This is a genomic window from Pseudomonas sp. 9.1(2019), assembly GCF_009910445.1.
GTDB classification, from domain to species: domain Bacteria; phylum Pseudomonadota; class Gammaproteobacteria; order Pseudomonadales; family Pseudomonadaceae; genus Aquipseudomonas; species Aquipseudomonas paraversuta.
Window position 1 is genome coordinate 304,327 of sequence record NZ_VBWF01000011.1, and the last position, 25,987, is coordinate 330,313.

The following is a 25,987-nucleotide window of genomic DNA, read 5'->3' on the forward strand; positions in this document are numbered from 1 at the left end:
TGTTTTTCCATCTTCGAAAGGACTCGTTCATGTTGACCAGATCCGAACACAAACCTCGCCCCCTCAGGCCCACAGCAAAAATTGCCTACCTGCTCTACAGCCTGCTCTGTTACCTGTGTTTCCTGCTGGGCTTTCTCTACTTCATAGGCTTTCTGGGCAATGTAGCCGTTCCCATAAGTATTGATTCAGGTCCGGGAATTCCGTGGCCGCAGGCACTTCTCGTCGATGTGCTGTTGATCAGTCTGTTTGCCGTACAACATAGCGTCATGGCCCGTAAAAGCTTCAAACTCTGGTGGCAAAATTTCGTGCCTGCCCCGATTGAACGCGCTACCTATGTACTGGCTTCCACTGCGGTTCTGGCATTGATGTGCTGGTGGTGGCAGCCGATCGACACCCTGGTCTGGAAGGTCGATTCACCCTTGGCCACCGGGCTGCTCAGTGGCCTGTTCTGGCTCGGATGGGGCCTGGTATTCCTGGCTTCCGCGTTGATCAGCCATTTTGAGCTATTCGGGATCAAGCAGGCCCTCGATACCTTGCGAAAACCCAGAGCAGTGGACAGTACCTTCAAGACCCCACTGCTCTACAAAATCGTACGCCACCCGCTGTACCTGGGCTTTTTGATCGCATTCTGGGCCACGCCCGCCATGACTGTCGGGCATCTGGTGTTTGCGCTGACCAGTACGGTTTACATCATGATTGGCTCGTACCTGGAAGAAAAAGACCTGGTCGAAATATTTGGTGAGAAATACCGCCACTATCAAAAAACCGTCGGCATGTTGCTGCCCTTTCCACATCGCAAGCCTGACCCTCAGGACTGATATGCGGATATTTTCTGTATTTGAACTGCAGATGGGTAGAAACTGACGTGATCTTCAAACGGCCACTGAACCAACGGTTCGGTGGCCCCCATTGCACTTCGACAGAACCCCAGCATGAACACCCGACTCTGTGCCTATGAAGACCTGACACCGCGCCAACTCGAGCAGTTACAGACGCTTGAAGTTCATGCTGAACAAATCGCCTACTCGGGCAACATCGAGTCAGCCTTGTATTCACTGCCGGCCGAACCCCATCCGGGGATCAAAGGTTTCGTACTCTTGGGTGATGAGCGGCCAGTGGCCTTCTTGCTGCTCAGGCGCAAGCCGCTTTTGGCCCATTGGGCTGAAGCTGATTGCGCCACCCTGCATGCATTGCAGGTCGACAAGCGAGTACAAGGCCAGGGCCTGGGCAAAGCCTGCCTGCGGCAACTGCCCCTGGCAGTCAGTCTGCTATGGCCCGAGATCCGGCAGTTGATGCTGTCTGTCAGCCCTTTCAATACCAGCGCACTGGCCTTTTACCTGAGCCAGGGCTGGGTTGAATGTGGCGAGGCATATCTGGGTGAGCGACGCCTGGTGCTCGATCTTGCCGAGGCCCACGGCACACATGCACAGGCGAGCTAGGACCGCGGCTTGACCGGCAACCAGATCTCCAACAGACCGGCACCGGTATGCGGATTGAAGTCGGCACTGTAGCGCTCGAACTCTGGAGCATCCGCGGCTTCATAGGATGATTGGGGCAGCCAGTCTTTCCAGATCGACTGAAAGGTCTGACTCAAACCGGCCAGCGAGCCACGATGCTCGAATACGGCGTACTCCTGTTCTTGCAGCTCAATCCAGCGATAGCGCTCAGGCAAGTCATCCAGCTTGCTGATGGCAACCCCGGCGATGTACTCGAAGCCGCCCTGGCCATCCGGGTTACAGCAAACGCCATAGGTTTCCTCGCCAACTTTGCAGGGGATGTTATCGCTTTCCGGCAGAAACTGTTCCCACAGCAGTGGAATCTGCTCAGCACTCTCCTGGGTAAAACGTCCGCCCAAACCGGCAATCAACTGAAAGTGACCTTTGGTAAATCGCGGGGCTGGTAAATCGAACTTCTCTGCCTGTTCCATAAGATCGTGCTCATTGAGTGAGTAGGAAACGGATCGGGTCAGTATAGGAACAAAAAACCCGGGGGTGATGACAGGTCAAAAACTTGTATCTGGACAAAAGGCCATCAGCGCCTTTATTGTCTCGCCCAGACCACCGCAGTGGTCAGCGTCGCTCGGACGGTTCCGGGCGCTTACGTACCAGAGGCACACATGGCAGACCAAGGTTCGCCGCGCCGCTTTGCGCGCATAGATCGACTCCCCCCTTATGTATTCAACATCACTGCCGAGCTGAAAATGGCGGCACGGCGCCGTGGCGAAGACATTATCGACTTCAGCATGGGCAACCCCGACGGCCCGACGCCACCGCATATTGTCGAAAAACTTTGCACCGTCGCACAGCGTGAAGACACCCACGGCTACTCAACTTCCCGCGGAATCCCACGCCTGCGCCGGGCCATTTCTCGCTGGTATGCCGACCGCTATAACGTTGAGATCGACCCCGAACACGAAGCCATTGTTACCATCGGTTCCAAGGAAGGCCTGGCGCACCTGATGCTCGCTACGCTGGACCAGGGCGACACGGTGCTGGTGCCGAACCCCAGCTACCCGATTCACATTTACGGTGCCGTGATTGCCGGCGCCCAGGTGCGCTCGGTACCCCTGATTCCCGGCGTTGACTTCTTTGCCGAACTGGAAAAAGCCATTCGCGGCTCGATTCCAAAACCCAAAATGATGATCCTTGGGTTCCCATCCAACCCCACGGCCCAGTGTGTCGAACTGGACTTCTTCGAGCGCGTGGTGGCCCTGGCCAAGCAATACGATGTGCTGGTGGTTCACGACCTGGCCTATGCAGACATCGTCTACGACGGCTGGAAAGCCCCGTCGATCATGCAGGTACCGGGCGCCAAGGACATTGCGGTTGAGTTCTTCACCCTGTCAAAAAGCTACAACATGGCAGGCTGGCGTATCGGTTTTATGGTGGGCAATGCAGAGCTGGTCAACGCCCTGGCACGGATCAAGAGTTACCACGACTACGGTACTTTTACCCCGCTGCAGGTCGCGGCAATTGCTGCCCTCGAAGGCGACCAGCAATGCGTGAAGGATATTGCAGAGCAGTACCGGCAACGCCGTAACGTGCTGGTCAAAGGCTTGCATGAACTGGGATGGATGGTCGAAAACCCGAAAGCCTCGATGTATGTCTGGGCCAAGATTCCCGAGGCCTATGCACACTTGGGCTCACTGGAGTTTGCCAAGAAGCTGCTGGCGGACGCCAAGGTTTGTGTCTCACCAGGCGTAGGATTTGGTGAGTACGGGGATGATCATGTGCGCTTTGCCCTGATTGAAAACCAGGACCGCATCCGTCAGGCCTTGCGTGGTATTCGCGCGATGTTCCGGGCGGATGGCCTGAGCGCCAACTGAGGTTTCTTATCTGCGCCAGGAGCGGGCTCGCTCCTGGCGCAGCAGAAGGCTTTAAATCACCAGCGACAGCAGCAAGATAAAGATCAGGGCCACGATCGACAGAATGGTTTCCATCGCAGTCCAGGTCTTGAAGGTTTCAGCCACGGTCATGTTGAAGTACTGCTTCACCAGCCAGAAACCCGCATCGTTGACGTGGGACAAAATCAGCGAACCTGCACCTGTTGCCAGTACCAGCAGTTCCCGGTTAACCCCGGGAATCAAATCCACCACCGGCAACACAATCCCCGCCCCGGTAATAGTTGCAACAGTGGCAGAACCGGTTGCAATGCGGATCACCGCAGCCACCAGCCACGCCAGCAAGATCGGCGAGATCTGCGCGTTGACCGCCATGTGACCGATCACATCACCCACACCGCTGGCTACCAGCATCTGCTTGAAACCGCCGCCCGCACCAATGATCAGAATGATCGCTGCGGTGGGCGCCAGACTCGCGTCGAGCAACTTGAGAATGCGCTTGGAGTCGATGCCCTGGCGTGCACCAAAGGTGTACAGCGCCAACAACAAAGCCAGCAACAGGGCGCTGATCGGGTGACCGATCATGTCCATCCAGACACGGAAGAAGTTGCCATCGGGCAACGCCACGTCCGCGAACGTCTTGAGCAACATCAGGAACACCGGCAACAGCACGGTGATCAGAGTAATGCTGAAGCTCGGCAGGCTGCTGGACTCAGGTTCGCTCGCCAGTTGGTCCATCAATTCCTGGGATGGTGTGCCGGGAATGTATTTGGCAATGAAAGTGCCGTAGATCGGACCGGCAATGATTGCCGTCGGCAACGCGACGATCAGGCCGTACAGAATGGTTTTGCCGATATCAGCACCGAACACGCCAATGGCCAGCAATGGCCCCGGGTGCGGCGGCACCAGGCCGTGCACTGCCGACAAACCGGCCAGCAGCGGAATGCCGATTTTTATGATCGATACTCCGGTGCGGCGCGCCACAATAAATACCAGCGGGATCAGCAATACAAAACCGATCTCGAAAAACAATGGAATCCCGACTAAAAACGCGGCAAACATCATCGCCCACTGCACCCGCTCCTTGCCGAAGGCACGGATCAGGGTACGGGCGATCTGGTCGGCACCACCGGAGTCAGCCATCATTTTGCCAAGCATGGTGCCCAGAGCCAGGATGATCCCGACAAAGCCCAGCACGCCGCCAAAACCATCCTGGAACGACTTGATGATCAGGTTGGCAGGCATGCCCGCCGTCAGGCCCAGAAACGCAGAGGCGATGATCAAGGCAATAAACGGATGCAGCTTGAACCGGGTGATCAATACGATCAGCCCGATAATGGTCACAACTGCATCAAGCAGCAGAAAGGTATTGTGGGACATGCCTAGCATGGGGCGTCTCCTGTCTTGTTGTTATCAACTACGCAAATGCAGCCATGGCTGAGGCGGGTAGCGCTGTCTATCTGTAACAAAATCATGACGTTGCCAACAGTGATTGCTCACGCCACCAGTCACGGGTAGCGCGCGCCAGTTGGTCGATGTCCAGTTGCGCGGCATTCAATGTCAGCACCAGGGGCTCATGGACAGGTGACTCAAGCGCAGCGAACTGACTGTCGATCAGCGTCTTGGGCATGAAGTGCCCCGGACGATGGGCCACTCGATCAGCGGCAACCTCTGGCGTCAGCTCCAGGAACACAAATCCAAGACCGTCGACCGCACTGCGCAGACGCTCGCGATAACGCAATTTCAGGGCCGAACAGGTCAAGACCGGATGCTGGCCTTTGGCTACGGCACGACGCAGTTCATCGCACAGGCTGTCTAGCCAGCCGGCACGGTCGTCATCGGTCAGGGGAATACCTGCACTCATTTTTGCAATGTTGGCCGCAGGGTGAAACGCATCGCCTTCAATCGGGGTCGCGCCGTTGAGCTGGCACAACGCCTGGCTCACGCTGGACTTGCCGCAGCCGGCAACACCCATTATGACCAGGGCAGTGATAGGTTGACTCATGAAACACCTCAGTCCGTAGACAGCGCTGTCTTTGTTGCTGCGTTCAATAGTTGAAAGCAAAGCACAAAGACCAGGCTACCGACGTCTATTTCTCGTTTTTATGGGGAGACGCGGTGGCGCTCTCTACATACAAAGCTGGGGTAACTGCCCTACACGCAATCAGGCAATTGCGGGGATCCTAGGACAGCGCTACCTTAGTGACTTGTTTTTTGTTTGGCAAGCCGCCCGATGACCTCCTTTAAAAACGATAAAAACACCCGAACCACGGGTCGTCCCACCCTTAATGAAGTCGCCCGCCTTGCCGGCGTCAGCCCTATTACCGCCTCGCGGGCCTTGCGCGGGATCAGCAGTGTTGCCACCGAGCTGGCGGAAAAGGTACGCAAAGCGGCCGATGAGCTGAACTATGTGGTCAATCCGGCTGCCCGGGCGCTGGCTTCGGCGCAGAGCCATTCGGTGGTGGTGCTGGTGCCGTCATTGTCCAACCTGCTGTTTATCGACACCCTCGAAGCTATCCATGCCGTACTGCGGCCCAAGGGCTTTGAAGTGCTGATCGGCAACTTTCACTACTCACGGGACGAAGAAGAAAACCTGCTGCGCAACTACATGGCCTATCAGCCACGGGGCCTGTTATTGACAGGTTTTGATCGTTCCGAAAGCTCGCGCCGGATGATCGAAAACAGCAATGTGCCCTGCGTGTACATGATGGAACTGGACGCCGCCGAGGGTCTCAACTGCGTAGGTTTTTCACAGTTGAAGGCCGGTGAGACCGCTGCCCGGCACCTGATTTCACGGGGCCGCCGCCAACTTGCCTATATAGGTGCACAGCTTGATCAGCGCACCCTCCTGCGCGGCGAAGGCTATCGCCTGGCCTTGCAGCAGGCCGGGCTGTACAACCCCGACCTGGAAATCCTGACGCCCCGCCCCTCTTCTGTCGGCCTGGGCGGCGAGATGTTCTTGCAGTTGCTGGCCAACCATCCGCAGGTGGATGCAATATTTTTCGGCAATGACGACCTGGCGCAGGGCGCCCTGCTGGAAGCCGCACGCATCGGCATCAAAATCCCCGGACAAATTGCCATTCTGGGATTCAATGACCTTCCCTCCTCCGAGTTTATGGTGCCGCGCCTCAGCAGCATTCGTACTCCGCGAGAAGCCATTGGCCGTCATGCAGCCGAGCAGATGCTCACGTTGATGGCGGGAAACAGGGTTGCCAACCCGGTGCAGGACATGGGCTTTGACCTGATGGTGCGCGAAAGCACCTAGCCCCGATTAAGCTGGCGCAGCATAAAGCACTAATTTGTAACCATTTATGGCAACAAGGCGCTGAATTCCTCCGCCCGGGGCCTGAACTTCACAAGCAATAACCTTGGCAAGCGAACTACCCTTTCTGACTTACAGAAAAAGGAAGTTCGCCAATGCCTGAAGTCTCCTCTACCTACCCTGGCGCAACGGCCGCCCAAGCAGACGGAATCGATCCTGCCCGTGCGGCCTGGATCAGCGCACGGATTGATCGCCTGCCGGCCGTGGCCAGTGTCTGGAAATTAGTGGCACTGCTTTCAATAGGCGGTTTTTTTGAGCTTTACGACCTGTTCCAGACTGCCTATATAAGCCCGGGCCTGATTCGTGACGGTATTTTCGCGACGGGCGCACAAGGGGTGTTCGGTTTTTCTGATCAGGCTGCATTTGCCTCGGCCACTTTTCTTGGCCTGTTCCTTGGCGCCAGTATGCTCAGCCCTCTGGCCGACCGCTTCGGACGGCGCGCAATTTTCACCTTCGCCCTGATCTGGTACACCCTGGCCACGGTGTTGATGGGCATTCAGAGTTCGGCTGCAGGCATCATCTTCATGCGTTTCCTGGTGGGCATTGGTCTGGGTATCGAGCTGGTCACGATTGACGCCTACCTGTCAGAACTGGTGCCCAAGCGCATGCGCAGTTCGGCCTTCGCCTTTGCGTTTTTTATTCAGTTCTTGTCAGTGCCAGCCGTTGCATTGATGTCCTGGTGGCTGGTGCCACAGGCGCCGTTTGGCGTCTCGGGCTGGCGCTGGGTGGTGCTGGCCAGCGCCGTGTTTGCCCTGTTTATCTGGTGGTTACGCTCAAGCCTGCCTGAATCCCCGCGCTGGCTGGCGCAAAAGGGTCGCTTTGAAGAGGCCAACAGGATCCTTGATGATCTGGAAGCCCGCTGCCTGAGTGACCACAAAAAACCATTGGCTACGCCCGAACCTGAACCCGTGAACCTTGAAGGTGAAGGCCGCTTTGCCGATATCTGGAAACCGCCGTATCGCCGACGCGCCATCATGCTGATCGTGTTTCACGTCTTTCAGGCCATCGGCTTCTTTGGCTTCGGCAACTGGTTGCCCGCGCTGATTTCAGGACAGGGGGTCAGCGTCACCCACAGCCTGATGTACGCCTTCATCATTACCCTGGCCTACCCCCTTGGGCCGCTGCTGTTCATGCGCTTTGCCAACCGCTTTGAAAACAAGTGGCAGATTGTTGGCTCAGCGCTTGGAGCAATGATTTTCGGTACCTTGTTCGCGTTTCAGACCAGCGCGCTGGGCCTGGTGTTCTGCGGTGTGATGATCACCTTCTGCAACGCCTGGCTGAGCTTCAGCTATCACTCTTATCAAAGCGAACTGTTCCCGACCAACATCCGGGCTCGTGCGGTCGGCTTCTGCTATTCATTCAGCCGGCTGTCCACTGTGTTCAGCAGTTTGCTGGTGGGTATTTTCCTGGAGCACTTCGGCACACCGGGGGTATTGGCGTTTATCGTCAGCAGCATGCTAATCGTGATGATCACCATCGGCGGGTTTGGTCCGCGTACCCGTAACCTGGCACTGGAGAGCATTGCCCATCGGTAACAACGGTGAGCCGGGGTGCCGGCTCACACAATCGGTCGGGGGGGTTGGCCTTTAATGCAGTTGCAGCGTCGAGTTGAACTGGCTGATGGCATCCACCACATGCTTGGAGCCCTGCTGGATTTCCAGAATCGCCTCCCCGGCCTCATTCGCCAGCGAAACCCCGAGCCCGGTCCGGCTCAGGCTCGACTGCATGCTGCTCACCGCGCTCAGCGACAAATCATGGTTCTTGCGCACCACCTCGACAATTTCCACAGTTGCCGCGCTGGTACGTGCCGCCAGGCTTCTGACCTCATCCGCCACCACAGCAAAACCCCGCCCATGTTCACCGGCCCTGGCCGCCTCAATCGCAGCATTGAGCGCCAGTAAATTGGTTTGATCCGCAATACCACGAATGGTCTGCACGATTTTGCCAATGATGTCGGACTGCTTGTTCACCGCATCGATGCTTTGCGCGGCTTCATTGAGATCTTTGGAGATGGCTTCGATGATTTGTACAGTCTGCTGAACCACCTGAGAACCCTTCTGCGCACAGGCGTCGTTCTGTACCGAAGTGCTGTGGGCCGACTCGGCGGCGGTTTGCAGGTTAGTCACTTGGGCGGTGATGTTGCTGGCGAATTTGACGACCTTATACAGTCGGCCCTTGGCATCAAAAATCGGGTTGTAGGACGCTTCCAGGAAAACTGTATGGCCGTATTTATCGACCCGTTCAAAGCGTCTGGAATGGTATTCGCCGCGATTCAGGGAAGCCCAGAAAGCTTTATAGGCGCCAGACTCGCTCTCACTGCTGCGACAGAACATGCTGTGGTGCTGCCCGACAATTTCAGACAGTGAATAATGCATGGTGTCGAGAAAGTTCTGATTGGCGTTGATCACACGGCCATCGGGCGAGAACTCGATCATCGCCATGGCGCGGCTCAATGCATTCACAATGCTTTGATTTTCCCGCTCTTTGTTGATCCGCTCGGTAATCTCGGTTGCCACCTTGAGGACCCGGGTCACCTCATTGTTCGGGCCGGTGATCGGCATGTAGCTGGCCTCAAGCCAGATCTCGCGCCCGGCTTTATCAAGCCGCAAGAAAGTGCCGCTCATGGGCACCCCACTGGCCAGGTCCTTCCAGAACTGTGCGTATTGTTCAGTGCGCAGATAGTCCGGTTCACAAAAAAGACGGTGATGTTTACCGCAGATCTCATCGACCGAGTAACCCGTCACGCGACAGAAATTTTCGTTGGCATCCACAATGACGCCATCGGCAGTGAACTCAATGATTGCCATTGAGCGGCTGACGGCCATCAGCTTGGCCTTGCTCTCATCCAGAGAACAGGTGAGGCGCTGATTCTCAAGCAGGTCGGCTTTGTGATGAAAGTTGAACATGGCTCAATTCCTGAAGATGCTTTCTATTGATAATTCAAACGCTTCACGACACAAGAAAACGTGCCTGCTGCCTTTAACATAGAGATGTGCGCACTTCGGGGATGTAAGTTTTATATGTTCAACCCCCAAGAATTGAAGCATAGCCAGCCAGATACAGCGTGCAAGCAAATCGCCATCAGTGTGCGACGAAGTGCTCAATTGCGCAGAATAATCCAAATCGACGTTGCGCCAATCAAAAAACCAAGGAGCCCGGAATACGGGCTCCTGTAAATCACTCAGTGACCAAACAATCCGACTTCGGATTTTTTGGTTTTCTTGTCCGCGCGTTTTTCATCGGCTGTTTTGGCCGGTTTCTTTTTCGCGGCCTTCTTTGAATCCATACCTTTAGCCATGTTAAGCGCTCAACTGTTCAGGGGGTGTGGCACAGGTATAACACCTATCGAGAACCCACTCGGATTTAAAACCCTTTATTCAAAAAACAATGATAAACAAAGCGTTTTAATTGCAAATAAGCGGCAATACCCAAGGTTTATAAAGTTCAAGCACTTATTTGTTTATACTGCCGCTCCCTTTTCAAGCCTGTGGACTTATGACTGCCATTGCTTATTCTTCGCTCGACGCGCCGTTGTGGCCCTTGCTGAACAAGTTTTACCGCTCTCACCAATCGTCGATGAAAGCGAGCAAGGAAGCTCAATTGTGGGTTGCCCGCCAGGACCAGATAGTCGCCGGTTTGTGTCTGCGACCAATGGCCAACGGTTACTGGTTGACCGGCCTGTTTGTCGATCCGGCAGTACGCGGGCAAGGCATAGCCACCACGCTGGTCAACGCGGCAATATCGCAGTGCGAAGGTACGGTCTGGTTGTTTTGCGACCCTGAACTGCAAGGTCTCTATGAAAAGATGGGGTTCAGTCTGGAGGTTGACTTGCCCCATGCCCTGTATGAGCGGCTGGTGCGCTATCAACGCAACAAGGCGATGATAGCGATGGGCCGTTAAACCCGGCGCTCCCCTCCCTGCAGGGGCGAGCTGTTTGAAGAGCATTCAAAGAGCTCGCCCCTGCAAAGCAAGGCAGTTATTCCCGGGTGCCCGGCTCCAGGTCCGGGAACAACACCTCGATAAAACCGAACTTGCTGAAATCCTTGATCCGCGACGGGTACAGGCGACCGATCAGGTGGTCGCATTCATGCTGCACTACTCGTGCATGAAAACCTTCCGCCACACGTACGATCGGTTCACCTTTAGGCGTGAAACCTTCGTAACGGATCTTCTGAAAACGCTCGACTGCCCCGCGCAAACCAGGCACCGACAGGCAGCCTTCCCAGTCTTCTTCAAGCGCCGGACCGAGCGGAGTGATCAACGGATTGATCAGGATGGTTTGTGGTACGGCTTCAGCATCAGGGTAACGTTCGCTGTGCTCGAACCCGAAGATCACCATCTGCAGGTCAACCCCGATTTGCGGGGCCGCCAGCCCCACACCGCCCGCGTGCTCCATGGTCTGCAACATATCGTCCAGCAACTGCCAGAGTTCCGGGGTATCGAACATTTCAGCCGGCACCGGCTGGGCAACGCGCAATAAACGCTCATCGCCCATTTTCAGAATTTCACGAATCATAGTCAGGCTTCATCTGGAGTGGATGGAATGGAATGGTCACGCCCCAGCCCGGAGACGTGTTGCTTGGGATCAGGGTCGTCGGAGCCATCGAAGGTTTTTTCGCCCGGATCCTTGCCCTCTGCCGACATGTGCTCGATCACGGCGTTCATTTCAGCCCCCAGCAGCAGCACCGCGGCAGAAATGTAGAAGTACAGCAACAGCACGATGATCGCACCGATGCTGCCATACATGGCGTTGTAGTCAGCAAAGGTTTTGACATAAAAGGCAAAGCCCAGCGAAGCCACGATCCACACAACCACCGCCAGCACCGAACCCGGGGTGATAAACCGGAATTTTTGCTCCACATCCGGCATGACGTAGTAAATCACCGCCACCGCCACCATCAGCAATAGCACAATCACAGGCCAGCGCAGGATGGTCCACAGTGTCACCACGAACTCTTCGAGCCCGACCTGTCCTGCCAGCCAGCTCATCACCTGCGGCCCGAGCACCATCAGCGCGGCGGCTGCCAGAAGCATTCCGGCAATGCCGATGGTGTAAAAAATCGACAGCGGGAATCGCTTCCAGACTGGCCGCCCCTCGACTACATCGTAGGCGGCATTCATGGCGCTCATCATCAGCCGCACACCGGCCGAAGCGGTCCACAGGGCAATTACGATACCCACCGACAGCAATCCGCCCTTGGACTGCTGCAACTGATCGATGACCGGGTTGACCTGCTCCAGTGCCTGCGGCGGCAGTACCAGTTCAGACTGCAGGCGCAACCAGGAGAAAAAGTCCGGCAGATGCAAGAAGCCGATCAGGGCAATCAAAAACAGAATGAAAGGGAATAACGAAAACAGCATTTGATAGGCCAGTGCCGAGGCGTAAGTCGACATTTCATCGTCGATAAACTCTTTCACCGTGCGAATCAGTACTTTGCCCAACGGCAGGCCATTCAAGACCGGGAATAACATAGCGTCTCCTTTCGCCGCTTAAAAAGTAGGTTGTGCAAGCCAGCCATAAGCTCTGGGTTGGGGTTTTACCTCAAATGTAGTCAAGTTGGCGACTATGGAAACACTTATACAAAAACGGCCATCACATGGATGACCGTTCATGTTCGCCACAGGTACCCGACGCACCTGCGGCAATCCTGGGTTATCAGGCTTTATCGACGGTTTTCTTGACCGCATCTTTCACCTTGCCTACCGCTTGCTGGCCTTCGCCTTTCAGCTCCTGGGCCTTGCCTTCGGCACGCAGCTTGTCATTGTCGGTCGCTTTCCCCACCGCTTGTTTGACATTACCTACTGCTTCGTTCGCTTTGCCTTTGATCTTATCGCCAGTGCTGCTCATGGGATTTCTCCTGATGAAATTTCGGATGTCATTACATCGACAGAATCATTGACCCGATCGTCACCGCAGGAGTTTCATTTATTTTCTGGCCATCATTTCGTCGTTCCGCGCAGGTTGAGCTTTATGTTTGCCGCCTAACCCCCGAGAATGCGCAACGGATTCAGGCTATGGCGCTGAAGATCAGCAATTGTAGGAAGGTTATGAAACTCGATAAAAAGCTGGCCATTGCCCGCAGAAACCAGGAACTTGGCGGCGCTGTGCTTGGCGTCAACAACTGCCATTTCGCCACATTGAACACCAACAAGAACATCTGGTGGTTCGATATTCCCCTGGCGCGTCTGGCCGTCGGTCAGTACGAATGGGTGCATCTGTTGCTGCATACCCCAAGTACCGATGAACTGCTGCACTTGAAGGTCACCACTGCGTTCCTGCGCGAGAAACGCGAAGGCATGGTGGTACGAGCGACGCACAAGCGTACGCCGACCATGAGTCTTGAGCTGAGCGCGGACAAAGACTCCTTCCTGCAGGACGTGCGTCCGACAGGCACAGGCGTCAACTTTTCGCAGTTTCTGCAAAAATAAACAGCGCAAACCCTGCAGGGGCGAGTTCGCTCCTGCACAGCGGTAAACGCGAGCTGAAACAAAAAAGCCCCGCAATGCGGGGCTTTGTTGTTTAAGGGCAGATTACTTTTTAAGGCCCAGTTTCTTCATCTCTTCGTCACGCAACTCACGGCGCAGGATCTTGCCTACGTTGGTGGTCGGCAAACTGTCACGGAACTCGACAACTTTCGGCGCTTTATAAGCGGTCAGGTTCGCGCGCATATGCGCCATGACCTGCTCTTTGCTCAGGGTCATGCCCGGCTTGACCACAATAAAAACCTTGATCAGCTCGCCGGTTTTTTCATCAGGAATACCGATCGCCGCCGACTGCAACACTTCCGGCAATGAGGCCATCACATCTTCCAGCTCGTTCGGGTAAACGTTAAAGCCAGAGACCAGGATCATGTCTTTTTTGCGATCGACAATGCGCATATAGCCATCAGGTTGAATCAGCGCGATGTCACCGGACTTCAACCAGCCTTCGCTGTCCATGATCTCGGCAGTTGCATCAGGACGCTCCCAATAACCTTTCATCACCTGCGGGCCCTTGATGCACAGCTCGCCGATTTCACCCAACGGCAGCTCTTCACCCGCATCATTGATCACTTTGCACAGGGTCGAAGGCATCGGAATGCCGATAGTGCCGATCTGAATGTGCTGGATCGGATTGACCGAGGCCACCGGGCTGGTCTCGGTCATGCCGTAGCCTTCGCAAATGGCACAGCCGGTTACCGTCTTCCAGCGCTCGGCCACGGACAGTTGCAGGGCCATGCCCCCCGACAGGGTCACTTTCAGGGACGAGAAGTCCAGCTTGCGGAACCCGTCGTTGTTGCACAGCGCTATAAACAGGGTGTTAAGCCCTACGAAGCCGGAGAACTTCCACTTCGACAGCTCTTTAACCATCGCCGGCAGGTCACGCGGGTTGCTGATCAATATGTTGTGATTGCCCAGCAGCATCATTGCCATGCAATGAAAGGTGAACGCGTAGATATGATAAAGCGGCAATGGCGTGATCAGGATTTCGCAACCTTCGTTAAGGTTGGAACCCATCAGCGCCTTGCACTGCAGCATGTTGGCGATCAGGTTGCGATGGGTCAGCATCGCCCCCTTGGCCACACCAGTGGTGCCGCCCGTGTATTGCAGAACCGCGACGTCATTGGCAAGCGGGCTGGCTTCGTTTACTGGCTGGCCATGCCCCTTGCTCAACACATCGTTGAACTTGATGGCCTTGGGCAAGTGATACGCCGGGACCATTTTTTTCACGTACTTGATGACACTGTTGATCAATACGCGCTTGAAGGGCGACAGCAGGTCAGCCACTTCAGTAACGATCACATGCTTGATCGAAGTCTGGGGCACGACCTTTTCGGCCAGATGCGCCATGTTCGCCAGGCATACCAGCGCCTTGGCGCCGGAGTCATTGAATTGGTGTTCCATTTCCCGCGCGGTATACAGCGGGTTGGTATTAACCACGATCAAGCCGGCGCGGATGGCTCCGAACACAGCGATCGGGTATTGCAGCAAGTTGGGCAACTGCACAGCAATGCGATCGCCGGGTTGCAGGTCGGTGTGCTGCTGCAGGTAGGCGGCAAATGCACCTGATTGCTGGTAAAGCTCACCATAGGTGATGGTTTTACCGAGGTTGCTAAATGCGGGTTTATCCGCAAAACGTTGGCAAGATTGGCGCAGTACCGTCTGAATATTCGGGTATTCATCCGGGTTGATTTCAGCAGCAATCCCAGCTGGGTACTTATCCTTCCAAAAGTCTTCAATCATGGAAGCCCACTCCTCAGCGTCGCGAATTCTTCACCGCATTGATGCGGTTATTATTTGTGTGATTTTTGTAATGGATAAATCTGGCTTTTCACTTACCGAGAAGTCACAAAGCGCGCCGAGAGTAGCAGCTTTGCCAGAGGCCGCCTAGAGCCAAAGATGGCCCGCAGAGTCACAAACCTGACTGTAGGACAATCCAAAGTCATCATTAGTACAATAGCTCTATTGATAGTAAAACCGCTCTAATTCAGGCATTACGGCGCCCCCTCAGAGATCCGGATCAAACCCTGCCTATTGTTATAGACGAATAAAAACGCCCGCCTGCTCAAAGCAAACGGGCGTTTTTCACCAGGCTGATGGAATCAGGCGTTATCACGCAACTCGCGACGCAGGATTTTCCCCACTGGAGTCATGGGCAAGGAGTCACGCAGCACTATCTGCTTGGGCACCTTGTAAGCGGTGAAGTTGTCCTTGCAGTACGCCTTGAGCTCTTCAACGCTGACCCCGCCTTCGCGCGCGACTACAAAGAGTTTGACGGCCTCCCCGGTGCGCTCGTCAGGCACGCCGATTACCGCGCAATTCACCACTTTGGGGTGGGCCATCACGATATCTTCGATTTCATTGGGGTACACGTTGAAACCCGAAACGATGATCAGGTCCTTTTTGCGATCGACAATCCGGACAAAACCATCGGGATCAATCACCGCAATATCACCCGTCTTGAACCACCCCTCGGCGTCCAGCACTTCGGCCGTTGCCTGCGGGTTTTGCCAGTACCCCTTCATGACTTGCGGGCCTTTGACGCATAGCTCGCCGCGCTCCCCCAAACCCAGGTCGCTGCCATCATCGCTGACTACTTTCATCGCCGTGCCCGGAACCGGCATGCCCACGGTGCCCAGCCGGGCCAGAGAACCACAGGGGTTGGCACTGGCCACCGGCGACGTTTCAGTCAGGCCGTAGCCCTCAACGATGCGGCATCCGGTGATTTTTTCCCAACGCTCGGCCGTGGCCTTGACCAGCGCAGTACCGCCCGAGTTGGTGACCTTCAGCCCCGAGAAGTCCAGGCTCTTGAAGTCCGGATGGTCCATCAGCGCGACAAACAGGGTGTTAAGCCCCAGAAAAGCGGTGAACCGCCAGTTCTTCAGCTCCTTGATGAAACCTTTGATATCACGCGGATTGGTGATCAGGATGTTGTGGTTACCCGTGACCATCATGCCCATGCAATTAGCGGTAAATGCATAGATATGGTACAGCGGCAACGGCGCCACCATGACCTCCCGACCGTCCCTGAGAATCGGTTGCCCACTCTCGTCATGCTGGGACAGACAAGCACGCACCTGCTGCATGTTGGCCACCAGATTGCCGTGACTGAGCATTGCGCCCTTGGGCAGTCCGGTGGTGCCACCGGTGTATTGCAGGACTGCCGTGTCATCCAGCGTCACCGGCACCGGCCGAATCGGCTGGCCTGCGCCCCGGTGCAATACGCTTTTAAAGGCAATGGCCTGGGGCAACTGGTAGGCCGGCACCAGCTTTTTGACCTTGTCGACCACCAGGTTGGTAATCCAGCCTTTGGCAGCCGGCATCATGTCGCCCATTCTGGCTTCGATCAGGTACTCGATCTCGGTATCTGCCAGCACTTCCTGCACGCGCTTGCCGAACATGTTCAAGTACACCAGCGCCCGAATCCCGGCACTTTTGAACTGATGGCGCATTTCGCGAGAGGTGTACAGCGGGTTGGTGTTGACCACGATCAGACCGGCGCGCAACGCACCAAATACCGCGATCGGATATTGCAGCACGTTGGGCATCTGTACAGCGATGCGGTCGCCGGGCTTGAGGTCGGTATGATTTTGAAGATAACCGGCAAACGCTGCGCTGTGGCGCTCCAGTTCGGCATAAGTGATGGTCACACCCAGGTTGCTGAACGCCGGACGATCGGCGAATTTCTTGCACGAGCGTTCAAACACATCAACGACCGATGTGAAGGCCGTCATATCTATATCCAGCGGTACACCGGCAGGACGTTTGTCATTCCAGAAATCAGGTTGCATTATTTTTGTCCTCGGACCTGAATGTGCCTGGCCGCTTCCCTTGGGCGTTGAAAAGCGGAGCTAACTGACGTTAACAGTTATCAAGTTGTAGGCAAATACACCGATATTCGCCATTTACATCTTGAATCTTATTACCGCGGCATCGCCAGTTAAGTGGTTTGCCTGTGAATGCGCTATACACTGCTCCTACTCCGTGTAAAGGAATGGCCATGATTCATCAGACTTTCTGGCTGGACGCGAATGACCGTAGCGGCCTTTTGGTTAATCAGTGGCTGCCTGGCGCTACGCCCAAAGCCATTGTGTTGCTGGTCCACGGCATGGCGGAACACACTGCTCGCTATGCCCGACTGGGCAAGGCGCTAAATGAAGCCGGTTTTGGCCTGTATGCCCACGACCAGCGCGGACACGGTAAAACGGCCGAACGCGGAACACCGGGCTACTTTGCTGACCATGATGGCTGGTGCGCGGTGGTCAGTGATGTCGCCAGCCTCCATCAGCACATCGGCCAGGCCCACCCGGGGCTCCCGATCTTCCTGCTTGGCCACAGCATGGGCAGCTACATCGCCCAGGCGTACTTGCTCCACCACAGCAACAGCCTGCAGGGGGCAATTCTGAGCGCCTCCAATTTCCAGCCTGTCGCGCTTTACCGGGCTGCCAGCCTGATAGCCCGACTGGAACGCTGGCGCCAGGGCCCGAAAGGACGCAGCGCGCTGATCGAGTGGTTGTCCTTTGGCTCGTTCAATAAAGCATTCAAGCCCAATCGCACCCGCTATGACTGGCTCAGTCGCGATCCGGCCGAAGTCGATGCCTACGCCAACGACCCCTTGTGCGGGTTTCGTTGCACCAATCAACTCTGGATTGATCTGCTGGGCGGCTTGCAGCAAATCAGCAAAGCGTCCAACCTCGTGCAAATTGATTCAGCCCTGCCTTTGCTGGTGATGGGTGGCGCCTGTGACCCGGTCAGTGAAGGCAAGCGCCTGGAATCCCTGGCCGGGGCTTTACGCAAAGCCGGCAGTCAGGACTTGCAACTCAAAATCTACCCCCAGGCACGGCATGAGCTCTTCAACGAAATCAACCGTGACGAAGTGACTGCAGATGTTGTCGAATGGCTTGACCAGGCCCTGCTTCGCTCCCGCCCGCCCCACAGCGAATAGCTCGACCATTCTAAAAAATACTTTAAAATCAAAAACTTGAAATTAAACACTCGTCACAGGACATGCGCTAGATGACTCAGGTTACCAACACCCCGTACGAAGCCCTTGAAGTCGGCCAGACTGCCAGTTACAGCAAAACCGTCGAAGAGCGCGACATTCAGCTTTTTGCGGCCATGTCCGGTGACCACAACCCGGTGCACCTGGATCCGGAATTTGCCGCCGCAACCATGTTCAAGGAACGCATTGCCCACGGCATGTTCAGTGGCGCGCTGATCAGTGCAGCCGTGGCCTGTGAGTTGCCTGGCCCGGGCACTATCTATGTCGGCCAGCAAATGACCTTTCAGAAGCCGGTGAAAATTGGCGACACCCTGACCGTGCGTCTGGAAATTCTCGAGAAACTGCCCAAGTTCCGCGTGCGTATAGCGACCCGTGTGTTCAATCAACGCGATGAAATCGTGGTCGATGGCGAAGCCGAAATCATTGCCCCGCGCAAACAACAAACCGTAACCCTGACCCCGTTGCCGGCTATCAGCATTAGCTGATTTGCACGACGTGCAAATGCCCGCAACGCAAAAACCCGGCCTGGATGACAGGCCGGGTTTTTGCTGTATGCGAGTCAGCCCTCAGCTACCAAGGGCTACGCAGGCGTTTACGTTTAAGAGCGGGCACGAGCTTGGTTGCGCAGAGCCTTTACCTGATCGTGATTGCGTTGTACGCCATGGTACTGACGCTCTACCAGATCACGAATGTGCAGCAGTTGGTGCTTCTCGATTTTTTCCAGCGCTTCCTTATAAGCCTTCAGCGCATGGTCTTCGCCGCGCTCGGCTTCATTGAGCACTGCCTCTTCATCCTTGCCGGTAAACATCGATTTCACATCGACCCAGCGACGATGCAAATCACCCGCCACGCTTGTACTGGTCTCCGGGTCGCCACCCAACTGGCGTACCGCGGCCTGCAGCTCGGCAGCCGCAGCCGCACAATCTGCAGAGCGTTTTGCAAACAGGGCCTTGAGCTCAGGATGCTTGATATCTTCGGCGCAGGTCTTGAACCCTTCCTGACCGTCTTTACTGGTTTCGATCAGATCGTTCAGGACAGAGATGGCTTCTTTATTGAGGTCAGTCATTATTCAATTCCTTACAAGGTTGAGGATCGTGCATTAGTATTTGCAGACCCCGTGCCAGTTGCTGAATTTGAATAAATTCTTATATATCAACAAGTTATAGAAATCATAACTATCTGTATCCGGTTTTTTTGCATGATCTGTCAATTGGCCTGCATGCAAAATGCCTGTATTTATCATTCGTTGCATCACGTATCTGAAGGCTGCTGCATGAACCCCGAAAAACTCGAACTGCTGGTGACCCGCGAAATGCCATTCGGCAAATACAAGGGGCGGATCATTGCCGACCTGCCGGGCCAGTATTTGAACTGGTTTGCCCGAGAAGGCTTTCCACACGGCGAATTGGGCGGTCTTCTGGCCCTGATGCAGGAAATCGATCACAACGGTCTGTCAGACCTGCTCGACCCGTTGCGCGCCAAACACGGAAAACCCAAACCTCGCCACTGATAGAGTTGCCCCATGCCAAGGATTGAAGAGAACGCCCGCAACGAAGATTATTGGCACAGCATCGCCGAGCGCTACGACGTAGCAGCCGGTCCGGTCAATCTGGAAAACGGCTACTTCGGGCGCATGACCCGAGGAGTTGCCCAGGACTACCAGCGCAATATCGACTTTATCAACCGCAAGAACTCGGTGCATGTGCGCCCGCAATTCGATGGTCCGCAGAATATCGAGATCCATCATCAACTGGCAGGCTTGCTCGGCGTTGAAGACGCCAGCATCGCCCTCACCCGCTGCGCTTCGGATGCCCTGCAATCGCTGATTCGCAACTACAACGCCTTGCAGCCCGGCGATCAGTTGCTGATCAGCGACCTGGAGTACCCCAGCGTCGAGTCAGCCATGCGCTGGGTGGCCCGGCAGCGCGGGCTTGAGATCATCGAAATAATCCATGAGCACCCCGCCAGCCATGACAGCCTGGTCGCCAGCTATCGTGAGGTATTGGCACGTCATCCGCGAATCAAGCTGATGGCGCTGACCCACGTGACACACCTCACCGGACTGGTCATGCCGGTGCAGGCGATAGTCGATGCGGCCAACGCCCACGGCGTGGACGTGGTGCTGGACGGTGCCCATGCGCTTGGCCAGATCGAGTTCGACCTGCAGGCCCTGGGCGTGGCCTTTGCCGGTTACAACCTGCATAAATGGATCGGCGGACCACTGACCCTGGGGGTCATGTATATCGACCCGCGGCGTCTGGCAGACATTAGCCCGGACATGGGCAGTCAACGTTACCCGGAACCTGATATTCGTAACCGGGCCCCCTATGGCACGGTCAATATTCCGGCATGGCTGACCCTGCCAAAGGTGCTGCAAGAGCACAAAGACCTGGGTGGCGCCCGGGCCAAAGGCGAACGCCTGAACTATCTGCGCGAGCTATGGGTGAGTGAAGCGCGAAAAATGCCGGGCATCGAAGTGCTCACGCCTGATGACCCGCGTCTGCAATGCGCCATTTCTGCCCTGCGATTCACCCACCTGCAGGATCAAACACCGATGGCAGATCGTCTGCTCAAGGATTACAACCTGTTCACCGTGGTGCGAGGCGGTTCAGCCTGCGGTAGCTGTATTCGCGTCACCGTGGGCCTCACCACCTCGCTGGATGACATCAACAGGTTGATCAGGGCACTGCGCGAGCTTTCCCGGGGCTAACTGCAGGAGCGAGCTTGCTCGCGATCTTTGAAAGATCGCCAGGCAAGCTCGCTCCTGCAGGTGACTCATCGTTGGGAATTGCGGACAAAAAAAAGGTGCGCCGACCAAGCGCACCAAAAACCGTAGAACACACAACAAATTCGTTACACAGGTGGTCAATCCAGCAAAGCCAGGGCCTCGGCGGTGCATTCCTGGATTCGGGCCCAGTCGCCGTTCTTGATCCACTCGCTGTCGAGCATCCAGCTACCGCCCACACACATCACATTTTTCAATGCCATGTAGTTGCGAATGTTCGCCGGGCTAACACCGCCGGTCGGGCAGAATTTCACTTCACCGAAGGGGCCGCCCAGCGCCTTGATCGCCGCCACACCGCCGCTGACTTCAGCCGGGAACAGCTTGAATCGACGGTAACCCAGACCGTAGCCTTCCATAATTCCGGACGCATTGCTGATACCCGGCAGCAGCGGGATATCGCTGGCCACGCTGGCTTCCAGCAGGTCACGGGTAATGCCCGGGGTGACAATAAATTGCGAACCGGCCTCTTCGGCAGCCGCCAGCATGTGCCGGTCCAGCACGGTGCCCGCCCCCGTTACCAGCTCGGGCCGTTGCTCGCGCAGAACACGAATGGCCTTGAGCCCGAACTGTGAACGCAAGGTCACTTCAAGTGCCGTCAGGCCGCCCGCAGCCAGCGCATCGGCCAGCGGCAGAATGTCTTGCTCACGAGCGATGGTGATCACCGGCAGAATTCGCGCCGAGGCACACAGTTCATCGATCAGGGCGACTTTATCGGCCATCGATACGTTCGCAGTTTTTATTGTCATGGCAGCTGATCCTTGGCTCATGGGCACCAGTAAATCTCTAACGTAGGTTGCAGAAAGGCACGAATCGGCAAGGCGGCAATGTCAGTGCCCGCCAGCGCTTCGTTGAGGGTATTCAATTTGGCCTGCCCTTGAATCGACAGCACCGTGTTCCTGGCGCTCGCCAGCAGGCTGCGGCTCATGCTCAAGCGTTGATGAGGCACGGTCGGTGCCAGCATCGGCCAGCAACGACGCTCGCCATCCGCTTTCAAGGCTTCAAGCAGATTCGGGCTGTCGGGGAACAGCGAGGCGGTGTGCCCGTCGTCGCCCATGCCCAGAATCAGGACATCAATCGGCGGTAGCTCGGCCAATGCGCGGTCAGCTTGCTCTGCCGCAGCGTCAAGATTGGCCGCCACGTTATACAAGCCGACAAAGCGCGCCTTGGCTGCCGGCCCTTGCAGCAGGTTCTTTTTGAGCAGGCCGGCGTTGCTGTCGGCGTGCTCCACCGGGACCCAGCGCTCATCGGCAAGACTGACCACCACTTTCGACCAGTCCACCGGTTGCTTGATCAGGCTCTGAAAGAACGCCACCGGGCTACGCCCACCGGATACCACCAGGGTGGCAACGCCTTGCGCGCCAATGGCGGCATTCAATTGCCCGGCCACTTTTTTTGCCAGTTCCTCGGCCAGAATCGCCGGGTTCTTGAAGGTGTGCGCGTTGACCCCTTCAGGCAGTTTCAAATCAGATATCGCCATACCAAGACCTCCCGTCCCGCGTAATCAATGCTATGGAACTCATCGGTCCCCAGGAGCCCGCCGCGTACGGCTTGGGCGCATCACCAGACTTTTTCCAGCCGGCGATCAACTGGTCACACCACTTCCATGCCGCTTCAATTTCGTCTTTGCGCACAAACAGGTTCTGGTTGCCGCGCATCACTTCGAGTAACAGACGCTCGTAGGCATCCGGAATCCGCGCACTGCGGTACGTGTCGGAAAAATTCAATTGCAACGGGCCGCTACGCAGTTGCATGCCCTTGTCCAGGCCCTGCTCTTTGGTCATCACCCGCAAGGAGATACCTTCGTCCGGCTGCAGGCGAATAATCAGCTTGTTGCCGATTTGCAGACGCTGCTCCGGGGCGAAGATGTAGTGCGAGGGTTCCTTGAAGTGGATCACGATCTGCGACAGTTTTTGCGGCATGCGTTTGCCGGTGCGCAGATAAAACGGCACCCCCGCCCAACGCCAGTTACGAATGTCGGCACGCAGGGCAACGAAGGTTTCGGTGTCGCTCTGGGTATTGGAGTTTTCTTCCTCCAGATAGCCCGGGACCGACTGCCCTTCGCTGTAACCGGCGATGTATTGGCCACGTACCACCTGGGTGGTGAGACCTTCGGCGCTGATCGGGGCCAGCGCCTTGAGAACCTTTACTTTTTCATCGCGAATGCTGTCTGCCGACAGGTCCGCAGGCGGATCCATGGCAATCAGGCACAACAGCTGCAACAGATGATTCTGGATCATGTCCCGCAGTTGGCCGGCCTTGTCGAAATAGCCCCAGCGCCCCTCGATGCCGACTTTCTCGGCCACGGTGATTTCAACGTGGGAGATGTAGCGCTGGTTCCACTGGGTTTCGAACAGGCTGTTGGCAAAACGCAGGGCAATCAGGTTTTGTACGGTTTCTTTACCCAGGTAGTGGTCGATGCGGTAAATACGCGTCTCGGGGAAGAACTGCGCGACGGCATCGTTGACCTTACGCGATGAGTCCAGGTCCGAACCAATGGGTTTTTCCAGCACCACACGGGTATTTTCAGCCAGACCGACCCGGGACAGGTTCTCGCAGATGGCCCCATACACCGCCGCCGGCGTCGCGAAATACGCGATCAGGCGCTGGGCCGTTCCGGCTTGTTCAGCCAGAGGCAAATAATCTTCTGTCTTGAGAAAGTCCACATGCAGGTAACTCAAACGAGCCAGGAAGCGGGTTAGCGCTTCTTCTTCGATTTCCTTGGCACCAACGTACTGACGCAACTGACTGTCGATGTGTGCCAGATGCGTAAGGGCGTCACCCGGCTCGCGAGCCAGCGCAAAAATGCGCGTATCGGCATGCAGCAGGCCGGCACGATCCAGTTGATATAAAGCAGGAAACAGCTTGCGCAAGGCCAGATCGCCAAGGGCGCCGAACAAGGCAAAGGTGCACGGTTCAACCGTAATCGAAGGCATGATGTTTGTTCTTTTATCAAGTTAAGCTACAAATACCTTTTTTCAAGGTATCACTCAAGGAAAAATGTAGTAATAAACACAACATTTTCTCAAAATACAGATTCCTGCTAGTGGTCGTAACAGGCCACCAGTAGGATAGGCCACCTTCCAGAGCTGCTTTAGAACCCGGCTCTTTGCATCGCTGAACCAAGGAACATAAATGGACCGCGTGCGAAATTTACTCGAACAGATCAAAAGCCGCCTCGAAGACCTGAACAAGGCCGAGCGCAAAGTGGCAGAAATCATCCTGCAGAATCCGCAACAGGCGACCCGGTTCAGCATTGCGGCGCTCGCCCAGGCGGCTTCCGTCAGTGAACCTACGGTTAACCGGTTTTGCCGTTCGTTCGGGGTTAGCGGTTACCCGGAGCTAAAGCTGCAACTGGCGCAAAGTCTGGCCAGCGGCGCCGCCTATGTCAGCCGCGCAGTTGAGGCCGACGACAATCCCGAAGCTTACACCCAGAAGATTTTCGGCAGTGCAATTGCATCGCTCGACAGCGCCTGCCAGGCACTGGACCCCAACCTTATCAGCCGCGCCGTCGACTTGCTGATCCAGGCCCGCCAGATTCACTTCTTTGGCCTGGGTGCCTCGGCGCCGGTGGCGCTGGATGCACAGCACAAGTTCTTTCGTTTCAACCTGGCCGTCACTGCCCATGCCGACGTGCTGATGCAGCGCATGATTGCGTCAGTGGCGCACACCGGCGAGCTGTTCGTGATTATTTCCTACACCGGACGGACGCGGGAGCTGGTAGAGGTGGCACGCATTGCGCGGGCAAACGGGGCCTCGGTACTGGGGCTGACCGCAGAGAATTCGCCACTGGCCAAGGCCAGTACCTTGAGCCTGAACATTCCGCTGCCTGAAGACACCGACATTTACATGCCGATGACCTCGCGCATCATCCAGCTCACCGTACTGGACGTATTGGCCACCGGCATGACCCTGCGCCGCGGCGTGGATTTCCAGCCACACCTGCGAAAAATCAAGGAAAGCCTGAACGCCAGCCGCTATCCGGTGGGTGACGAGTTCAACTGACCCCCTGCAGGAGCGAGCTTCAAGGCAACCGCAGCTCGCTCCTACAGAGGTGCGGCACTCACCAAACCGGCCCGGGCCTGCAGACTCAGATGCGCTTGCTCGCCAGGGGCCAGGGTCTGATTGTGGGTACCGCCGCTGGTGGACTCGACACACACAAACCCCATCACTTCGTTCCAGCTCACACCCAGTAACGGCCGCTTGCCCGGATGCCACACCACCGTGTTGCCACTGGCGCCGGTGTCGATGCTCAGCGCCCGCCGCCAGGCGTGGTCATTGAGCTGCATTTCGCCGTCATGCCGGAACACCCGCTGACAACCGCCCGCAACCCGTAACTCGCCCTGCTGCTGGCAAACTTCGCGGTTGAGCTGGTCGTAGCCCTGTACCCCGTCAAGACCGGACAGCGCTATCTGCGCCACATCACCAATCCGCCAGTAAGCGCGCAAAGCCTGACTCAGCTGGCAAGGCTCATCGTCCTGGTGTTCGGTGCTCAGGCGCAGCTCCATGTCTTCGCCCAGTCGCGCATGCAGATCCACCTGCCAGTCGCACAGCTGTAACCGCCAGTGCAGGCTCACGCCCTCTTCGTCTGCATGACTGTCCAGCAACTTCCAGTCGATCAAACGCGCCCAGCCATGGGACGGCCACGCATTTTCGCTTGGATGACGGCCATACCACGGCCAGAAAATAGGCACGCCACCACGGATCGCTCCAACTTGCGGCCATTTGGCAGCGCACCACAACCAGGGCTTCTGGCCGGTGGGTTTGAAATGCAGAAGTTGCGCACCCTGACGGCTGAACACGGCCTGACAATGGGGGTGGTCAATCACCAGGATGTCACGCTGCTGAAAGCGCTCCCACTGGAAGACCGGCTGCTCGCGTCTGGATTTGAAAAAACGGTGAAGCGGATGCTCATGCATGTGCCGCAGTCCTGAAAATCATGTCGCCCAAACCTTAGTAGAACCTGTGGGAGCTGGCCTGCCTGCAAGGAGGTACCAGATCCAGAAAAGATATCGACGGGTAAACCGCTATCGCGGTCTCACTAAAGCCCGAAAGCTCCTG

Annotated in this window: 26 protein-coding genes and 1 pseudogene; 12 read left to right on the forward strand and 15 right to left on the reverse strand. The window is 56.4% G+C overall.

Translation table 11 applies throughout. The annotated features are described in order from the left end of the window. Positions 1-29: 29 nt before the first annotated feature. Positions 30-818 carry a methanethiol S-methyltransferase gene (gene mddA, locus FEZ21_RS20315; protein WP_160628306.1) on the forward strand — a complete coding sequence of 263 codons (789 nt, stop codon included), beginning with the start codon at positions 30-32 and terminating at the stop codon, positions 816-818. A gap of 114 nt (positions 819-932) precedes the next feature. Then, the gene (locus FEZ21_RS20320; RefSeq protein ID WP_003440796.1) at positions 933-1,439 is read left to right on the forward strand and encodes an N-acetyltransferase; all 507 of its coding nucleotides are present in this window, start codon (positions 933-935) and stop codon (positions 1,437-1,439) included. Here FEZ21_RS20320 and FEZ21_RS20325 read toward each other — a convergent pair. After that, entirely contained in the window at positions 1,436-1,927 is a 492-nt protein-coding gene (locus FEZ21_RS20325; protein WP_003440794.1) for a GyrI-like domain-containing protein, read from the reverse strand. The genes FEZ21_RS20320 and FEZ21_RS20325 overlap by 4 nt on opposite strands. A 189-nt stretch (positions 1,928-2,116) precedes the next feature. Here FEZ21_RS20325 and alaC point away from each other — a divergent pair, with 189 nt between their 5' ends. Next, positions 2,117-3,325: an alanine transaminase gene (gene alaC / locus FEZ21_RS20330; RefSeq protein ID WP_160628308.1), complete on the forward strand. Its 1,209-nt coding sequence runs from the start codon at positions 2,117-2,119 to the stop codon at positions 3,323-3,325. 51 nt (positions 3,326-3,376) lie between these two features. Here the strand turns inward: alaC and FEZ21_RS20335 are convergent, their stop codons facing one another. Next, positions 3,377-4,729, reverse strand: a complete 1,353-nt coding sequence (locus tag FEZ21_RS20335) for a GntP family permease (RefSeq protein WP_003440786.1) — start codon at positions 4,727-4,729, stop codon at positions 3,377-3,379. A gap of 82 nt (positions 4,730-4,811) precedes the next feature. Continuing rightward, on the reverse strand, positions 4,812-5,345 hold the full coding sequence (locus FEZ21_RS20340) for a gluconokinase (protein ID WP_003440780.1): 534 nt from the start codon (positions 5,343-5,345) through the stop codon (positions 4,812-4,814). Positions 5,346-5,573: 228 nt separating this feature from the next. Between FEZ21_RS20340 and FEZ21_RS20345 the strand changes: the two genes are divergently transcribed. Further along, positions 5,574-6,605, forward strand: a complete 1,032-nt coding sequence (locus FEZ21_RS20345; RefSeq protein ID WP_003440777.1) for a LacI family DNA-binding transcriptional regulator — start codon at positions 5,574-5,576, stop codon at positions 6,603-6,605. Positions 6,606-6,757: 152 nt separating this feature from the next. Further along, positions 6,758-8,197 (forward strand): MFS transporter, encoded by a 1,440-nt coding sequence (locus FEZ21_RS20350; protein WP_003440773.1) that lies wholly within the window; start codon positions 6,758-6,760, stop codon positions 8,195-8,197. A gap of 51 nt (positions 8,198-8,248) precedes the next feature. On the opposite strand, the gene FEZ21_RS22900 is transcribed toward FEZ21_RS20350, so the two are convergent. Both FEZ21_RS22900 and FEZ21_RS22905 read right to left on the reverse strand, forming a co-directional pair. Beyond that, on the reverse strand, positions 8,249-8,788 hold the full coding sequence (locus tag FEZ21_RS22900) for a methyl-accepting chemotaxis protein (protein WP_238143970.1): 540 nt from the start codon (positions 8,786-8,788) through the stop codon (positions 8,249-8,251). Between the two features lie 9 nt (positions 8,789-8,797). Beyond that, positions 8,798-9,568: pseudogene (locus tag FEZ21_RS22905) on the reverse strand (PAS domain-containing protein); the annotation flags it as partial. A 589-nt stretch (positions 9,569-10,157) separates the two neighbouring features. On the opposite strand from FEZ21_RS22905, the gene FEZ21_RS20360 reads away from it, so the two are divergent. Next, positions 10,158-10,562 (forward strand): GNAT family N-acetyltransferase, encoded by a 405-nt coding sequence (locus FEZ21_RS20360; protein ID WP_003440755.1) that lies wholly within the window; start codon positions 10,158-10,160, stop codon positions 10,560-10,562. A gap of 76 nt (positions 10,563-10,638) precedes the next feature. On the opposite strand, the gene def is transcribed toward FEZ21_RS20360, so the two are convergent. The 3 genes from def to FEZ21_RS20375 form a co-directional block, all read right to left on the reverse strand. Then, positions 10,639-11,178: a peptide deformylase gene (gene def / locus FEZ21_RS20365; RefSeq protein WP_003440752.1), complete on the reverse strand. Its 540-nt coding sequence runs from the start codon at positions 11,176-11,178 to the stop codon at positions 10,639-10,641. A gap of 2 nt (positions 11,179-11,180) precedes the next feature. Further along, positions 11,181-12,134, reverse strand: a complete 954-nt coding sequence (locus FEZ21_RS20370) for a YihY/virulence factor BrkB family protein (RefSeq protein WP_003440749.1) — start codon at positions 12,132-12,134, stop codon at positions 11,181-11,183. A gap of 184 nt (positions 12,135-12,318) precedes the next feature. After that, on the reverse strand, positions 12,319-12,510 hold the full coding sequence (locus FEZ21_RS20375) for a CsbD family protein (protein WP_003440746.1): 192 nt from the start codon (positions 12,508-12,510) through the stop codon (positions 12,319-12,321). A 200-nt stretch (positions 12,511-12,710) separates the two neighbouring features. Here FEZ21_RS20375 and FEZ21_RS20380 point away from each other — a divergent pair, with 200 nt between their 5' ends. Next, complete coding sequence (locus tag FEZ21_RS20380) at positions 12,711-13,091, forward strand: hypothetical protein (RefSeq protein WP_003440740.1); 381 nt, start codon at positions 12,711-12,713, stop codon at positions 13,089-13,091. Positions 13,092-13,193: 102 nt separating this feature from the next. On the opposite strand, the gene fadD1 is transcribed toward FEZ21_RS20380, so the two are convergent. Together fadD1 and fadD2 are read right to left on the reverse strand one after the other, a co-directional pair. Beyond that, positions 13,194-14,885, reverse strand: a complete 1,692-nt coding sequence (gene fadD1 / locus FEZ21_RS20385; protein WP_003440738.1) for a long-chain-fatty-acid--CoA ligase FadD1 — start codon at positions 14,883-14,885, stop codon at positions 13,194-13,196. A gap of 359 nt (positions 14,886-15,244) precedes the next feature. After that, the gene (fadD2, locus tag FEZ21_RS20390) at positions 15,245-16,933 is read right to left on the reverse strand and encodes a long-chain-fatty-acid--CoA ligase FadD2 (RefSeq protein WP_003440736.1); all 1,689 of its coding nucleotides are present in this window, start codon (positions 16,931-16,933) and stop codon (positions 15,245-15,247) included. 209 nt (positions 16,934-17,142) lie between these two features. On the opposite strand from fadD2, the gene FEZ21_RS20395 reads away from it, so the two are divergent. Both FEZ21_RS20395 and FEZ21_RS20400 read left to right on the forward strand, forming a co-directional pair. Continuing rightward, a complete protein-coding gene (locus FEZ21_RS20395) occupies positions 17,143-18,087 on the forward strand; it encodes an alpha/beta hydrolase (RefSeq protein WP_003440734.1) in 945 nt (314 codons plus the stop codon). Between the two features lie 71 nt (positions 18,088-18,158). Then, positions 18,159-18,629 carry a MaoC family dehydratase gene (locus FEZ21_RS20400; RefSeq protein WP_003440732.1) on the forward strand — a complete coding sequence of 157 codons (471 nt, stop codon included), beginning with the start codon at positions 18,159-18,161 and terminating at the stop codon, positions 18,627-18,629. 113 nt (positions 18,630-18,742) lie between these two features. On the opposite strand, the gene FEZ21_RS20405 is transcribed toward FEZ21_RS20400, so the two are convergent. Next, positions 18,743-19,210 (reverse strand): PA2169 family four-helix-bundle protein, encoded by a 468-nt coding sequence (locus tag FEZ21_RS20405; RefSeq protein ID WP_003440729.1) that lies wholly within the window; start codon positions 19,208-19,210, stop codon positions 18,743-18,745. Positions 19,211-19,417: 207 nt separating this feature from the next. Between FEZ21_RS20405 and FEZ21_RS20410 the strand changes: the two genes are divergently transcribed. Together FEZ21_RS20410 and FEZ21_RS20415 are read left to right on the forward strand one after the other, a co-directional pair. Beyond that, positions 19,418-19,654 carry a DUF3820 family protein gene (locus FEZ21_RS20410; protein WP_019693207.1) on the forward strand — a complete coding sequence of 79 codons (237 nt, stop codon included), beginning with the start codon at positions 19,418-19,420 and terminating at the stop codon, positions 19,652-19,654. A 12-nt stretch (positions 19,655-19,666) separates the two neighbouring features. After that, positions 19,667-20,854 (forward strand): aminotransferase class V-fold PLP-dependent enzyme, encoded by a 1,188-nt coding sequence (locus tag FEZ21_RS20415; protein ID WP_160628310.1) that lies wholly within the window; start codon positions 19,667-19,669, stop codon positions 20,852-20,854. A 155-nt stretch (positions 20,855-21,009) separates the two neighbouring features. Here the strand turns inward: FEZ21_RS20415 and FEZ21_RS20420 are convergent, their stop codons facing one another. From FEZ21_RS20420 to zwf, 3 genes are read right to left on the reverse strand one after another with little or no spacing between them, the layout of a single operon-like run. Continuing rightward, the gene (locus FEZ21_RS20420; protein WP_177412956.1) at positions 21,010-21,696 is read right to left on the reverse strand and encodes a bifunctional 4-hydroxy-2-oxoglutarate aldolase/2-dehydro-3-deoxy-phosphogluconate aldolase; all 687 of its coding nucleotides are present in this window, start codon (positions 21,694-21,696) and stop codon (positions 21,010-21,012) included. Beyond that, on the reverse strand, positions 21,693-22,406 hold the full coding sequence (pgl, locus tag FEZ21_RS20425) for a 6-phosphogluconolactonase (protein ID WP_003440717.1): 714 nt from the start codon (positions 22,404-22,406) through the stop codon (positions 21,693-21,695). The genes FEZ21_RS20420 and pgl overlap by 4 nt, the downstream gene beginning before the upstream one ends. Beyond that, the gene (gene zwf / locus FEZ21_RS20430) at positions 22,393-23,862 is read right to left on the reverse strand and encodes a glucose-6-phosphate dehydrogenase (protein ID WP_003440716.1); all 1,470 of its coding nucleotides are present in this window, start codon (positions 23,860-23,862) and stop codon (positions 22,393-22,395) included. The genes pgl and zwf overlap by 14 nt, the downstream gene beginning before the upstream one ends. 208 nt (positions 23,863-24,070) lie before the next feature. Between zwf and FEZ21_RS20435 the strand changes: the two genes are divergently transcribed. Next, on the forward strand, positions 24,071-24,931 hold the full coding sequence (locus FEZ21_RS20435; RefSeq protein ID WP_177412960.1) for a MurR/RpiR family transcriptional regulator: 861 nt from the start codon (positions 24,071-24,073) through the stop codon (positions 24,929-24,931). 41 nt (positions 24,932-24,972) lie between these two features. Here FEZ21_RS20435 and FEZ21_RS20440 read toward each other — a convergent pair whose 3' ends face one another. After that, entirely contained in the window at positions 24,973-25,845 is an 873-nt protein-coding gene (locus FEZ21_RS20440) for a D-hexose-6-phosphate mutarotase (RefSeq protein WP_010655923.1), read from the reverse strand. Between the last annotated feature and the right edge of the window lie 142 nt (positions 25,846-25,987).

What these genes read in the sequence shown, in the direction of transcription:
- FEZ21_RS20325 (WP_003440794.1), bottom strand. Translation starts at nt 1,927, where the DNA reads ATGGAACAGGCAGAGAAGTTCGATTTACCAGCCCCGCGATTTACCAAA.
- fadD2 (WP_003440736.1), bottom strand. Translation starts at nt 16,933, where the DNA reads ATGCAACCTGATTTCTGGAATGACAAACGTCCTGCCGGTGTACCGCTG.
- FEZ21_RS20350 (WP_003440773.1), top strand. Translation starts at nt 6,758, where the DNA reads ATGCCTGAAGTCTCCTCTACCTACCCTGGCGCAACGGCCGCCCAAGCA.
- fadD1 (WP_003440738.1), bottom strand. Translation starts at nt 14,885, where the DNA reads ATGATTGAAGACTTTTGGAAGGATAAGTACCCAGCTGGGATTGCTGCT.
- pgl (WP_003440717.1), bottom strand. Translation starts at nt 22,406, where the DNA reads ATGGCGATATCTGATTTGAAACTGCCTGAAGGGGTCAACGCGCACACC.
- FEZ21_RS20415 (WP_160628310.1), top strand. Translation starts at nt 19,667, where the DNA reads ATGCCAAGGATTGAAGAGAACGCCCGCAACGAAGATTATTGGCACAGC.
- FEZ21_RS20380 (WP_003440740.1), top strand. Translation starts at nt 12,711, where the DNA reads ATGAAACTCGATAAAAAGCTGGCCATTGCCCGCAGAAACCAGGAACTT.
- FEZ21_RS20340 (WP_003440780.1), bottom strand. Translation starts at nt 5,345, where the DNA reads ATGAGTCAACCTATCACTGCCCTGGTCATAATGGGTGTTGCCGGCTGC.
- FEZ21_RS20370 (WP_003440749.1), bottom strand. Translation starts at nt 12,134, where the DNA reads ATGTTATTCCCGGTCTTGAATGGCCTGCCGTTGGGCAAAGTACTGATT.
- FEZ21_RS20405 (WP_003440729.1), bottom strand. Translation starts at nt 19,210, where the DNA reads ATGACTGACCTCAATAAAGAAGCCATCTCTGTCCTGAACGATCTGATC.
- FEZ21_RS20440 (WP_010655923.1), bottom strand. Translation starts at nt 25,845, where the DNA reads ATGCATGAGCATCCGCTTCACCGTTTTTTCAAATCCAGACGCGAGCAG.
- def (WP_003440752.1), bottom strand. Translation starts at nt 11,178, where the DNA reads ATGATTCGTGAAATTCTGAAAATGGGCGATGAGCGTTTATTGCGCGTT.
- FEZ21_RS20400 (WP_003440732.1), top strand. Translation starts at nt 18,159, where the DNA reads ATGACTCAGGTTACCAACACCCCGTACGAAGCCCTTGAAGTCGGCCAG.
- mddA (WP_160628306.1), top strand. Translation starts at nt 30, where the DNA reads ATGTTGACCAGATCCGAACACAAACCTCGCCCCCTCAGGCCCACAGCA.
- alaC (WP_160628308.1), top strand. Translation starts at nt 2,117, where the DNA reads ATGGCAGACCAAGGTTCGCCGCGCCGCTTTGCGCGCATAGATCGACTC.
- FEZ21_RS20345 (WP_003440777.1), top strand. Translation starts at nt 5,574, where the DNA reads ATGACCTCCTTTAAAAACGATAAAAACACCCGAACCACGGGTCGTCCC.
- FEZ21_RS20410 (WP_019693207.1), top strand. Translation starts at nt 19,418, where the DNA reads ATGAACCCCGAAAAACTCGAACTGCTGGTGACCCGCGAAATGCCATTC.
- zwf (WP_003440716.1), bottom strand. Translation starts at nt 23,862, where the DNA reads ATGCCTTCGATTACGGTTGAACCGTGCACCTTTGCCTTGTTCGGCGCC.
- FEZ21_RS20395 (WP_003440734.1), top strand. Translation starts at nt 17,143, where the DNA reads ATGATTCATCAGACTTTCTGGCTGGACGCGAATGACCGTAGCGGCCTT.
- FEZ21_RS20420 (WP_177412956.1), bottom strand. Translation starts at nt 21,696, where the DNA reads ATGAGCCAAGGATCAGCTGCCATGACAATAAAAACTGCGAACGTATCG.
- FEZ21_RS20320 (WP_003440796.1), top strand. Translation starts at nt 933, where the DNA reads ATGAACACCCGACTCTGTGCCTATGAAGACCTGACACCGCGCCAACTC.
- FEZ21_RS20360 (WP_003440755.1), top strand. Translation starts at nt 10,158, where the DNA reads ATGACTGCCATTGCTTATTCTTCGCTCGACGCGCCGTTGTGGCCCTTG.
- FEZ21_RS20375 (WP_003440746.1), bottom strand. Translation starts at nt 12,510, where the DNA reads ATGAGCAGCACTGGCGATAAGATCAAAGGCAAAGCGAACGAAGCAGTA.
- FEZ21_RS20335 (WP_003440786.1), bottom strand. Translation starts at nt 4,729, where the DNA reads ATGCTAGGCATGTCCCACAATACCTTTCTGCTGCTTGATGCAGTTGTG.